Source organism: Paenarthrobacter sp. 10L412, from assembly GCF_056395565.1.
Genome location: NZ_JBFTJT010000008.1, coordinates 85,697 through 97,781 on the forward strand (window position 1 = coordinate 85,697; position 12,085 = coordinate 97,781).

At 62.4% G+C, this 12,085-nt stretch carries 11 protein-coding genes; all 11 read right to left on the minus strand.

Features of this window, described 5'->3' with window-relative positions; translation table 11 throughout:
• A complete protein-coding gene (locus AC1DD7_RS12785) occupies window positions 1-1,311 on the minus strand; it encodes a thymidine phosphorylase (RefSeq protein WP_477515245.1) in 1,311 nt (436 codons plus the stop codon).
• Window positions 1,308-1,712, minus strand: a complete 405-nt coding sequence (locus tag AC1DD7_RS12790) for a cytidine deaminase (protein WP_431119015.1) — start codon at window positions 1,710-1,712, stop codon at window positions 1,308-1,310. The genes AC1DD7_RS12785 and AC1DD7_RS12790 overlap by 4 nt, the downstream gene beginning before the upstream one ends.
• 2 nt (window positions 1,713-1,714) lie before the next feature.
• Window positions 1,715-3,004, minus strand: a complete 1,290-nt coding sequence (locus tag AC1DD7_RS12795; protein ID WP_477515246.1) for an ABC transporter permease subunit — start codon at window positions 3,002-3,004, stop codon at window positions 1,715-1,717.
• Entirely contained in the window at window positions 3,001-4,362 is a 1,362-nt protein-coding gene (locus AC1DD7_RS12800) for an ABC transporter permease (RefSeq protein WP_477515247.1), read from the minus strand. The genes AC1DD7_RS12795 and AC1DD7_RS12800 overlap by 4 nt, the downstream gene beginning before the upstream one ends.
• Window positions 4,352-5,872 (minus strand): ABC transporter ATP-binding protein, encoded by a 1,521-nt coding sequence (locus AC1DD7_RS12805; RefSeq protein ID WP_477515248.1) that lies wholly within the window; start codon window positions 5,870-5,872, stop codon window positions 4,352-4,354. The genes AC1DD7_RS12800 and AC1DD7_RS12805 overlap by 11 nt, the downstream gene beginning before the upstream one ends.
• Before the next feature lie 183 nt (window positions 5,873-6,055).
• On the minus strand, window positions 6,056-7,123 hold the full coding sequence (locus AC1DD7_RS12810; RefSeq protein ID WP_477515370.1) for a BMP family lipoprotein: 1,068 nt from the start codon (window positions 7,121-7,123) through the stop codon (window positions 6,056-6,058).
• Window positions 7,124-7,425: 302 nt separating this feature from the next.
• Window positions 7,426-8,448, minus strand: coding sequence for an NADP-dependent oxidoreductase (locus tag AC1DD7_RS12815; protein WP_477515249.1), 1,023 nt, complete (start codon window positions 8,446-8,448; stop codon window positions 7,426-7,428).
• Window positions 8,445-8,876 carry an organic hydroperoxide resistance protein gene (locus tag AC1DD7_RS12820; RefSeq protein WP_216924886.1) on the minus strand — a complete coding sequence of 144 codons (432 nt, stop codon included), beginning with the start codon at window positions 8,874-8,876 and terminating at the stop codon, window positions 8,445-8,447. Before AC1DD7_RS12820 ends, AC1DD7_RS12815 begins: the two co-directional genes overlap by 4 nt.
• Before the next feature lie 53 nt (window positions 8,877-8,929).
• Window positions 8,930-9,364 (minus strand): MarR family winged helix-turn-helix transcriptional regulator, encoded by a 435-nt coding sequence (locus AC1DD7_RS12825; protein ID WP_477515250.1) that lies wholly within the window; start codon window positions 9,362-9,364, stop codon window positions 8,930-8,932.
• 113 nt (window positions 9,365-9,477) lie between these two features.
• A complete protein-coding gene (locus tag AC1DD7_RS12830; protein ID WP_477515251.1) occupies window positions 9,478-10,683 on the minus strand; it encodes an amidohydrolase in 1,206 nt (401 codons plus the stop codon).
• 108 nt (window positions 10,684-10,791) lie between these two features.
• Window positions 10,792-11,925: a mannose-1-phosphate guanylyltransferase gene (locus AC1DD7_RS12835; protein ID WP_431119004.1), complete on the minus strand. Its 1,134-nt coding sequence runs from the start codon at window positions 11,923-11,925 to the stop codon at window positions 10,792-10,794.
• Window positions 11,926-12,085: the final 160 nt, after the last annotated feature.

Sequence of the window (12,085 nt, forward strand, 5' to 3'; positions counted from 1 at the left end):
CTAGGCGATCCTGTCGATGATCAGCTGATGGGCTGGTCGTGAGCCCTCAGGGGCAATCACCACGGCGTCCTGCAGCGCTTCCTTGGCCCGCTCAAACTTCTCAGGAGTATCTGTCAACAGCGTCATCAACGGCTCGCCGGCCCTGACCAGCGCACCCGGTTTGGCATGCAGCCGCACACCGGCTCCGGCCTGGACCTTGTCCTCCTTGCGGGCCCGGCCAGCTCCGAGGCGCCACGCGGCAACGCCGACGGACAGGGCATCCAGTTCAACCAGGACGCCGTCAGCCGGGGCGTAGACCACCTCGGATTCCTTGGCCACCGGCAGTGCCGCGCGCGGATCGCCTCCTTGAGCTTCGATCATCCGGTTCCAGACGTCCATGGCGCGCCCATCCTTGAGGGCAGCCGCGGGATCGGCATCGTGAATGCCGGCACCGGCCAGCATCTCCTCGGCCAAGCGGACAGTCAGCTCGACGACGTCTTCCGGACCGCCGCCGGCAAGGACCTCCACGGATTCCTCCACCTCGATGGCGTTGCCTGCTGTCAGGCCCAGGGGCGTGGACATATCGGTCATCAAAGCCACCGTGTGAACGCCCGCGTCCTTCCCCAAGGCCACCATGGTCTCCGCCAGCTCACGCGCCTTCGCCTCATCCTTCATGAAGGCACCGGAGCCCACTTTCACGTCCAGTACCAACGAGCCGGTGCCTTCTGCGATCTTCTTACTCATGATGGAGGAAGCAATCAGCGGGATCGCTTCCACCGTTCCCGTGACGTCACGCAAAGCGTAGAGCTTCTTGTCAGCCGGCGCCAGACCGGATCCGGCAGCACAAATGACCGCTCCGACGTCCTGGAGCTGCGCCATGATCTCCTCGTTGCTCAAGTTCGCGCGCCATCCGGGGATCGCTTCGAGCTTGTCCAAGGTGCCGCCGGTGTGGCCGAGTCCGCGGCCGGACAGCTGCGGAACGGCCACCCCAAAGACCGCCACCAGCGGGGCCAACGGGAGGGTGATCTTATCCCCCACCCCACCGGTGGAGTGCTTGTCGCTGGTAGGCTTCCGGCCGCCGTCGGGCGTTGTCAGCGAGGAAAAGTCCATCCGCTCCCCGGACGCGATCATCGCGGAAGTCCAGCGCGAGATTTCCTCGCGGTTCATGCCGTTGAGCAGGATGGCCATGTTCAACGCCGCCATCTGCTCCTCGGCGATCACACCACGGGTATAGGCGTCGATGGTCCAGTCGATCTGTTCGGGTGTGAGTGTGCCTTTGTCGCGTTTGATGGAGATGATTTGAACGGCGTCGAAGGCTTCAGTGCTTCTCACGTGGTTTCCTCCAGGTTTTCGGGACCAAAGGCGTCAGGCAGCACTTGGTCCATGGATTTGATTCCCTGCGTTGTCATGAGCTGCATTCCGGGTGCGCGGAATTCGTAGAGCAGCTGACGGCAGCGCCCGCACGGCATGAGGACGTTCCCTTGGCCATCGACGCAGTAGAAAGCCGCGATCCGGCCCCCACCGGTCATGTGGAGTTGTCCCACCAAGGCACATTCAGCGCAGAGGGTCAGGCCATAGCTGGCATTCTCCACGTTGCAGCCGCTAACGATCCTGCCGTCCTCGGTGAGGGCCGCAGCCCCCACCGGGAACTTGGAATACGGGGCATAGGCCCGTTCCATGGCCTGTACTGCAGCCTCTTCCAGTGCATGCCAATCGACGTCAACCGTTGGCATCGTCAACCCTTCACGTACGGTATGCCGCTTGCGGCAGGTGGCCGCGACCTACCCACCAAACCCGCGACGGCGAAGATGGTCACCAGATACGGCAGCATGGCCATGAACTGGCTTGGCACCGGGGTACCAATGATGCCCAGAATCGATTGCAGGTTGTAGGCAAAGCCGAACAGCAGCGAGGCGAGGAAGGCACCGATCGGATTCCACCGTCCAAAGATCAGGGCCGCCAGGGCAATGAAGCCACGGCCACCGGAAATTTCCTTGGTGAAGGAGTCGATGGTCACCAGCGTGAACACGGCACCACCGATGCCGGCGATCGCACCGCCAAGCGTCACGTTCCAGAAGCGGGTGGCGTTGACGTTGATGCCGAGGGTGTCCGCAGCCTGCGGGTGCTCGCCGACAGCGCGGACGCGCAGGCCCCAACGGGTCTTGAACAAGCCGAACCAGACTACGGCTACAGCCACATACATGAGGTAGCCGGCGATGGATTGCTTGAACAGGATGGGCCCGATGATGGGAATGTCCGAAAGGAACGGAATCGGCAGGATATCCAGGCGGCCAGGAGTGTTGAACCGCTCCTTGTTGGTCACCATGACTGTGCCGAACAGGAAGCCGGTAAGGCCGGAGACCAGCACATTCAGGACGACGCCCACAATGATCTGGTTGACGAGGTATTTGATGCTGAAGACCGCGAGGACCATGGACACCACGGCGCCAGCTGCTGCGGCAGCAATCAAGCCGACATACGGGCTGCCCGTCACCGTTGCCACCAAGGCGGCCGTGAAAGCTCCGCCCAGCAACTGGCCTTCAATGGCAATGTTCACCACGCCCACCCGCTCGCACAGAACACCGGAGAGAGAGCCAAACACCAAGGGAACTGCCAAAGTCACCGAACCGGCAACCAGGCCGGCAAGTGAGATGGACGGCTGGCGTGCACCGGCAACAATCCATACCAGCAAGGCGAAGACGAAGACCACTGCGAAGGCGATCGGCAACCACTTGGGTGATCGCTCCCCGCGCGTCCACAGGTAGATCGAGTAAGCGGCCATGGCCAGGAGCACGATGGCCAGGACGACGCCACCTACCTGGCCTGGAATCGCCAGCGCCGGGACGGCAAAGGCATCGCCGGGATCGCTGATCTTCATCTCTGCTGTCTGGTCCGGACCCATGAGGCCGAAGAACACGAGCGCAATGAGTGCCAGGACGCCGAGCGAAACGGGGACCTTCAAAGACGGGCGGAGCCCAGGCGCTGCTGTTGCGCCCGGTAGTGGGGCGGTGGATGTTGCGCTCACTTGGCACCTCCGGTGGCGTTGGCAAGGGCAGCTTTCCTAGCGGCCTTCGGCGTCTTGTTCTTTTTCTTGGGCTCAAGCCGGAAAACCGACCTGATCAGCGGGGGCGCTGCGATGAACAGGACGATGAGTGACTGGACCACCAACACGATGTCGATGGGCGTGCCCGTTTGGATCTGCATCTGAACCGCGCCGGCCCTGAACGCACCGAAGAGCAGGCCCGCGAAGAACGTCCCCCAGGGAGTGCTTCGGCCAAGCAGTGCAACGGTGATGGAGTCGAAGCCGATCTGGGCTGCAACGCCGCCGGTCAACACCTTTTCCGTACCGGCCACCTGGGCAACGCCGCCGAAGGCAGCGAGCGCGCCGGCAAAGGCCATCACCAGGATGGTGGCACGGGGTACCTTGACCCCGGCCGTCCGCGCGGCCACGGGGTTGGCTCCAACAGCGCGGAACTCAAAGCCAATGGTGGAGCGGTTCAGCATCCACCACACGCCGTAGGTCAGCAGAACGGCCACCAGGAAGCCCAGGTGGAGCCTGGAATCTGGGATGAGCACAGGGTAGGTGGCACTGTCATCCAGCCGGGGTGAGATGGGGCTGTTGTCCCCCGGGCGCCGGAAGGCCGCGGTGTTCAGGAGGAAGTCCAAAAGGAACAGTGCCACGTAGTTCAGCATGATGGTCACGATGACCTCGTGAGCGCCGGTCCTGGCTTTGAGGATGCCAACTATCGCACCCCATGCAGCGCCTCCGAGGACGCCCATGATGATGACCAGCAGCAGGTGGAGCCCGAACGGCAAGTGCCAGGTGAAACCAACATACGCAGCCAGAGTGGCGCTGATAATGATCTGGCCCTGGGCACCGATGTTGAACAGGCCGGCACGGAAGGCCAAGGCAACGCCGAGGCCTGCACAGATCAGGGGCGTAGCTACCGTCATTGTTTCAAGCAGGGGCATGAAACCTTGGCGGGGATTGAAGACCGAGCCCTGGAACAACGCGACGTAGCTCTTGGTCATGGCATTCCACAGCGCCAGCAGGAAGTCGCTGGGCCGCGCGAAGAAATAACCCGCGCTCTCGGAAACCTTCTTATCCGTGCTGGCAATGAGCAAACCGCCCAGGAACAGCGCCACGATAACCGCCAGGACAGACACGAAGCCGTTGCCCATGACGATCCTGCGCATCGTGCTGCCTTGCCGGTGACCGGTGTCCCCGCTCTGCGAGGACACGGGAACAATGGACGGTTCCAGCGTGCCGCCAGCGGTGTCGAGTGCGACGTCCGCCGCACGCACTTCCGAGGTAGATTCCTCGGGGGTCTGGTCCTTACTGGGGGTCTGGTCCTTACTGGGGGTCTGGTCCTTACTCGTCATGGGAGCCTCCTTCCGGGCCGACGCCAGCCATCATCAGGCCGAGGGTGTCACGGGGCGTTCCGGCAGGGACAATGCCCACCAGCTTCCCCTTGTAAAGCACAGCGATCCTGTCCGCGAGTTCGATCACTTCATCGAGTTCCGTGGAAATGATCATCACCGGTGTTCCGACGTCCCGCTCGGCAACTATGCGTTTATGCAGGAATTCGATGGAGCCAACATCCACGCCGCGCGTGGGCTGGCTTGCGATGAAAAGCCGCAACGGCCTGGACAGCTCGCGCGCCATGACTACCTTTTGCTGGTTTCCACCGGAGAGGGTTCCGGCCGCAGCTCCCGCCGACGGCGTCCTGATATCGAACTCCTGGATCTTGGCTTCCGCATTTTCTGCCACTTTGGACGGCTTCATGCTGATGCCGCTCGCAAACGGTGCTTGGTCGTAAAGGTCCAGCACCAGGTTCTCGGCAACAGAAAAGGGCCCGACCAGCCCGTCCACTGTGCGGTCTTCCGGGACAAAGCCGACGCCCGACCGCAGCACGTCCTTGACCGGCAAGCCCAGGAGCTGCTTGCCGTCCAGCGTCACGGATCCCGTGACGTGCGGCTGGATACCGAGAATGGCTTCCGTAAGTTCCGTCTGGCCGTTGCCCTGGACACCTGCGACGGCGAGGATCTCGCCTTGGGCGATGTCGAAGCTGATGCCGTCCACAACGTTGGTGCCATTGGGGGCGCGAACTGTCAGGTCCTTCACCACGAAGGTTGTTTCCTTTGGCTGGGCGGCGGCTTTGTCCAAGGTCAGGCTAACGGGGCGGCCCACCATCATGGAGGCAAGTTCCGTGGCCGAGGCCGTGGGTGGAGCATCGCCTACTACGTTGCCGCGGCGGATTACCGTGATGACGTCGGCGACAGCCTTCACTTCTCGAAGCTTGTGCGAAATGAACACGATGGATGTGCCGGATGCTTTGAGCTGGCGCATGATGTCCAGTAGCTCATCCGTTTCCTGCGGTGTCAGGACTGCCGTGGGTTCATCCAGGATAAGCACCTTGGCGTCCCGGACCAACGCCTTGATGATCTCGACGCGCTGCTGGACGCCCACGGGCAGGTCCTCCACCAGGGCGTCAGGATCGACGTCGAAGCCGTACTTCTTTGAAATGTCCCGGATTTTCTTCCGGGTTTCATCAATGCTGAGGACGCCGCCAAAGGACGTCGGCTCTGCGCCGAGGGCCACGTTTTCGGCGACTGTGAAGACGGGAACCAGCATGAAATGCTGGTGGACCATGCCAATACCGGCGGCCATGGCGTCGCCCGGGCCCCGGAAGTTGACCGTCTTGTCGTCAACGAGGATTTGTCCGGCCGTCGGTTCATAGAGTCCGTACAGCACGTTCATGAGGGTTGATTTTCCGGCGCCGTTTTCGCCGAGGAGGCAATGGATCTGGCCGGATTCGACCACGAGGTCGATGTCTTGGTTGGCGTAGAAGGTCCCGAAAGCTTTCGAGATCCCCTTCAATTCGAGTTTCACAACTCCCACCGTTCTTTGAGTCCGAGGGACGGCTGTACTGCTCAAAGCCATTGGCTTTGAGCAGAAGCCTATTCTTGCGAGGGCCAGCAAGATAGGCGCTGGGGTCCGCTAGATAGGCGCTGGTCAGGGCAAAAACGCGCCGCCAGTACCGGCACTCGGTACTGGCGGCGCGTCCAGGAATTGTTACTTCTTGGGGCTTGCCGCTGATTCGACAACCAGCTTGCCGGACACGATGTCCGCCTTCAAGGCGTTGAGCTCGGACTTGGTATCTGCGGAGACTGCGGAATCGAGGTCGTGGAACGGTGCGATCGCAACGCCTTCGTTGGCAAGCGTGCCAACATAGGCTTCGTTGCTGAACTTGCCTTCCTTGTCGTCCTTCACCACGGTTTCCACGGCCTCACCCATCTGCTTGACCACGGAGGTCAGCATGAGGTCCTTGTACTCAGGAGCAGTGAGGTAGCCATCGGAGTCAACCCAGATGAGCTTGACGTCCTTGCCGGCAGCCTTGGCTTCCTTGAGGGCTGCACCTGCGCCCTTGCCCACCGGGCCGGCAACGGGCATCACAATGTCCGCACCCTGGTCCAGGAGGTTCTTGGTGATCTGCTTGCCGGTGTCCTGCTTCTCGAAGTCGCCTGTGAACGAGCCATCCTGGGTGGCCTTGTCCCAGCCGACTACCTGGACGGACTTGCCCTTGGCCTTGTTGTAGGCCTGGACGCCGTCATAGAAACCGTCCATGAAGATGGTGACCGTAGGGAGCTTGATGCCGCCGAAGGTTCCCACCTTGCCGGTCTTGCTCGCCGATGCAGCGGCGTAGCCTGCGAGGTAGGCAGCCTGGGCGGTGTCATAAACCACCGGCTTCACGTTGGCGATGGGGTCCTTGTACGAGAAGTCGATGATCGCGAAGTGCTTGTCCGTGTTCTTCTGCGCTGCTGCCTTGGTGGCGTCGCCCAGGAGGAAGCCCACCGTGATGGTCATGTTGCAGCCAGCGGAAACCATGCCGTTGAGGTTGGTCTCAAAGTCGCTGTTCGCCTTGGACTCAGCTGACTTCATGGTGATGCCAAGGTCCTTTTCGGCCTTCTGCAGACCCTCGAAGGAGGACTGGTTAAAGGACTGGTCATCGAATCCACCGGAGTCGGACACAATACAGCCGATGTAGTCGCTCTTGGTGGCGGCGCCCGAACCGGCGTCGGGAGCTTGTCCGCAACCGCTGAGCAAGAGCGCTGCCGCTCCCGCAGTTGCAATACCGGCCATTGAACCGCGCTTAATTGAACCGCGCTTAAGGGTGGCACGCAGTGGGTTCTTCAATTTTCCTCCAGGAAGAAAGTGAGTCGCGCTACGACGGATGGTCAATGAGTGTCCGTTTCGAATACCCGAGGCAGAAATTCTGTTTTCACTGAAGTTCGCAGCACTGCGCCGAAGCGCCTTGATACCCACAACACTAGTGGCGTGGACCACAGGCAGGTAGCACAATCCAGTCCTCATGGGCAGATTGTTGACCTTTTGTTACCAAGCAGTAGCCGGGCGCGCAAGTCACACCCGGCCCCACCCCAACGTCAGAGCCTGACGAGCATCTTTCCGGTGTTGGCGCCGTCCAGCAGATCAATGAATGCCTGCGGTGCGTTCTCCAGGCCGTCCACGATCGTCTCGTCGTAGCGAATCGTCCCGTCAGCCAGCCAACCGGCCATCTTCTCCGCGAATTCCGCCGCGTGCTGACGCTGGCCGCCAACGAGGAATCCACGCAGGGTCAGCTGCTTGCCAATCGCCAGGGCCAGGTTCCTAGGGGCCGCCGGCGGTTCGGTGGAGTTGTATTGGGCAATGGCACCACACATGGCAACGCGCCCGCCCACAGTGAGCGTAGCGAGAGCGGCTTCGAGGTGCTCGCCGCCGACGTTGTCGAAGTACACATCGACGCCACGCTCCCCCGCAGCTTCCCGCAACTGCTCAAGAACGGGGCCGTCGTTGTAGTTGAAGGCGGCGTCGAAACCGAGCTCCAGCAGCCTGGCGACCTTTTCGGCAGAACCGGCACTGCCGATCACCTTGCTGGCTCCGGACGCCTTGGCAATCTGGCCCACCATGGATCCCACAGCGCCAGCCGCGCCCGACACGAAGACAACGTCGCCTTCTTTGAACTCGGCCACCTTGAGCAGGCCCGCATACGCGGTCAGGCCCGTCATGCCCAAGGCACCAAGGAACGCCGATGTTGGAGCAAGGCCGCTTGGAACCGTGGTCGTCGCGGCCGCGTCCACCACCGCGTGCTCGCGCCACCCCAACTGATGCACGACGACGTCACCCACCTTGTGCGCGTCGGACCTGGACGCGATCACCTCACCTACCGCCCCGCCGTCGAGCGCTGCATCCAGGCGGAAAGGCGCCGAGTAGGACTTGACGTCGTTCATGCGTCCGCGCATATAGGGGTCCACGGACATGAACTGGTTCCGGACCAGGACCTGGCCGTCCTGAAGGTCCGGGAGGCCGGAGGCGGCCAGCCGGAAGTTCTCCGGCGACGGGCGTCCTACCGGGCGTGACGCGAGCTGGATTTCGCGGGTTTCCACTGGCGTGCTGGTAGCGGCGCTCATGCTGCGAACTCCACGAGCTTGAGGTCTACGGCCATGTTTCCGCGCGTGGCGTTGGAGTAGGGGCAGATCTGGTGCGCCTTGGCCATCAGTTCCTCCGCGGTATCGCGATCCAAGGCGGGCAGGGCGATCTCCAGCTCGGCGGCCAGGCCATAGCCCTCGCGGTCAGTGAGTGCCCCGAAGTGGACCTTGGCGGCAACGGCGGAATCGCTGAGGTCAACGCGTTCCTTGCGGCCCACCAAGCGCAGTGCGGAGTGGAAGCATGCCGCGTAGCCGGCGGCGAACAACTGCTCAGGGTTGGTGCCCTGGCCGTTGCCCCCGAGCTCAACCGGGCTGGCGAGGGCGACATCGAGCTTGCCGTCGTTGGTGCGGGCGTTGCCATCGCGGCCTTCGCCGGAGGCCAAAGCCTCGGCAGTGTAGAGAGTCTTCACGAATCTTCCTTTTCTCTTGGACATCAGTGGGCTTGTGTGTGGCTTGAAAAGTGTCAGAGTGACTTCTGCAGTGCCGCCGTGAGTTTGCCGAGCGTCGCGTGCAACTGCTCAATCTCATCCGTGGAGAGGCCGGCGGCATCAGCGAGGCGCTTGGGGACGGCCTGGGCCCGGCTGCTCAACTCCCTGCCGGCGTCGGTCAGGACCACATCCACTCGTCGTTCATCCTCAACGGAACGGTGGCGCTCAACGAGACCAAGCGCCTCAAGGCGCTTCAGGAGAGGCGACAACGTGCCGGAGTCGAGCCCGAGTTCGGCGCCAAGTTCCCGGACACTGCGCGGTTCCTGCTCCCACAGGACCAGCATCACCAGGTATTGCGGATATGTAAGACCCAGTTCGTCCAGCACGGGGCGGTAGACCGCCGTCGCGGCCTTGGACGCCGAATACAGCGCAAAGCAGACCTGGTGGCGGAGGCGGGGTGCATCACTCATGAATAAAACGATAGTGCACAATTCAATTGTGCACAACTCAACTTGGCCCAACTAGGGGACAACACATGTCCCAATGAGTGCTCAGTGGAACACGTGCTGTCCCTTAGTTGGGTTTAGTCCTGGAGGTCGCGGATCGTTCGGAGTGCAGCAGCAGTGAGGACCCGGATGGCGTAGCCAAGGGCGCGCTCGTCGACGATGAAGTCGCCGCGGTGGAGGTCATATTCCTCGCCGCCAGGCGTGTGGGTGCCGAGCCGCATCATGGCTCCCGGTAGGTCGGCCAGGAACCAGGCAAAGTCCTCGCCACCCATGGACTGGGGCGTCAGGACGACGGCGTTCTCGCCGAGTTCGGCACGGGCCGCAGCTTCAATCAGGGCGGTCTCATGCTCGGAGTTCACCACGGGAGGAACGCCTCGGGTGTGCTCCAGATGTACGTCCACACCGTAAGGAGCGGCAACCTGCTTCACGACGTCGTCCAGCAACTCCCCGGCACTGTGCCAGGCATCGCGGTCAAGGCAGCGCATGGTGCCCGCCATGTAGCCGGTGCCGGGAATCGCGTTGGGTGCAGAACCTGCCGAGATCTGGCCCCACACCACTGAGACTCCGCTGCGGACATCCACGCGACGGGAGAGCACGGCTGGTACGTTGACCGCAATTTGCGCCAGGGCAAAGACGAGGTCTTCCGTCAGATGCGGCCTGGACGTGTGGCCACCGCGGCCCGTGAGCTCGATCTTGATGGTGTCCGATGCCGAGGTAATGGCCCCGATCCGGGTGCCGATCTTGCCGACGTTGATCCTGGGATCGCAGTGCAGCGCAAGGATCCGGGGAACGCCGTCCAGCACGCCCTGCTCGATGCAGGACAAAGCACCGCCGGGCATGGTCTCCTCGGCCGGCTGGAAGATGATGCGGACAGTCCCGCCCAACGGGGTGTTCTTGTGCATCCGCTGCAGCACCAAGGCAATGCCGAGCATGGTGGTGGTGTGGACGTCATGCCCGCAGGCGTGCGTGACGCCGTGGTTCTTCGAAGCGAACGGCAGGCCCGTTTCCTCGATGATGGGCAGGGCGTCGATGTCACCACGCAGTGCAGTGGCAATGGGACCTTCCCCGATGTCCACCGTGAGCCCGGTGCCTTCAAGGCGGCGCGGCTCCAATCCGGCAGCCTCGAGCCGCTCCACGAGTTTGTCCGTGGTGCGGAATTCCTTGAAGGAGAGTTCAGGGTGCGCGTGCAGATCCCGCCTGAAGTCTATGAGTCCGGGCAGCAGCTCATCCACCCACGGACTTACAACGGGGGTCGGCTCGGTTTCAGTGGTGTAATTGCGCACGTCACAACTCTAGCCACCCACGGCCTCCGAAGAACGAAAGCCACCTCTTGGTTACGCTGCGTTCAGGCGCAGGACAACCAAAGAGGTGGCTCACGGTATAAGGGATTGCTACAGGACGTCCGTATCGCCGCTGGCTTTCAGGGCGTCAACAGTGCCCTTGACCAACTGGGCATGTTCCTTGGTAGTGACCAGCAGCGCGTCGGGCGTGTCCACGATGACCACGTCCTTGATGCCGATAAGGGCGATCACACGCTTGGTATCGGACACCACTACGCCGCTCGCATTCTCGGCAAACACCCGGGCACCTTCGCCAAGAACGGTAACTTCATCGACGTCGCCGGCATTGTTCAGGCGGCCAATTGCGGCAAAGTCGCCAACGTCGTCCCAGCGGAAAGTACCAGGCACGACGGCGACATCGCCGGCTGCCGCTGCTGGCTCGGCAACCGCGTAGTCGATCGCAATCTTGGGCAGTGTGGGCCAGACACGCGCGGTAACTTCAGCGCGCTGGGGCGTGTCCCAGGCTTCGGCGATTTCCTGGAGGCCCTTGAACAGCTCCGGCTGGTTCGCTTCGAGGTGCTGGAGCATGAGCGCTACGGGAGCCACGAACATGCCTGCGTTCCAGACGTAGTCCCCTGCTTCTACATATTTGTTGGCAACTTCCTGGCTGGGCTTCTCAACAAACTCAGCCACGGCAAGCGCATTCGGAGCACCTTCGACGTTCAGTGCCGCACCGGAGCGGATGTAGCCGAAGCCGGTGGAGGGGTGCGTGGGCTTGATGCCGATCGTGACGATCTTGCCCGTGGCAGCGGTGTAAATTGCCTCGCGAACGGTGTCCTGGAAGAGGTCGTCAGGGCTGATCACCTGGTCCGCGGCGAACGAACCCATGATGGTCTCGGGGTCGCGGCGGTAGAGGATGGCGGCGGCCAATCCGATGGCAGCACCGGAGTCCTTGGGCTCGCTCTCGAGCACCAGCTCGTCATCTCCCACCTCGGGGAGCTGCCGGCACACAGCGGCACGGTGCGCCTCGCCGGTCACAACGAGCACCCGCTCGCCGGCCAGCGGCTCAAGGCGGTCATAGGTGGCCCTCAACAACGTGCTGCCGGAGCCGGTCAGGTCGTGGAGGAACTTGGGCGCAGCGGCACGCGAGAGTGGCCATAGCCGGGTCCCCACACCGCCCGCCGGAATAACCGCGTGGAAGCGGTTCAATGGAGATTCCGGGAATGTCGCGTCTTCTGTACTCACCGCAACACTTTATCGGACGCGACTGCAAAGCCCCGCAGCACGCCGCACATGTGGCCTTCGTCTCACGAAGCACGGGAAATTGCCCAAATATCGCGTAAATACGGGCAGGAAACATGGAATTAACAACCAGAGAAGCGCGTCCTAAATTGAATAAGCTGGT

Bases quoted from the DNA above. Each gene is read 5' to 3' on its own strand.
- AC1DD7_RS12800 (WP_477515247.1), bottom strand. From the start codon at position 4,362: ATGACGAGTAAGGACCAGACCCCCAGTAAGGACCAGACCCCCAGTAAG.
- AC1DD7_RS12815 (WP_477515249.1), bottom strand. From the start codon at position 8,448: ATGAGCGCCGCTACCAGCACGCCAGTGGAAACCCGCGAAATCCAGCTC.
- AC1DD7_RS12790 (WP_431119015.1), bottom strand. From the start codon at position 1,712: ATGCCAACGGTTGACGTCGATTGGCATGCACTGGAAGAGGCTGCAGTA.
- AC1DD7_RS12810 (WP_477515370.1), bottom strand. From the start codon at position 7,123: ATGGCCGGTATTGCAACTGCGGGAGCGGCAGCGCTCTTGCTCAGCGGT.
- AC1DD7_RS12825 (WP_477515250.1), bottom strand. From the start codon at position 9,364: ATGAGTGATGCACCCCGCCTCCGCCACCAGGTCTGCTTTGCGCTGTAT.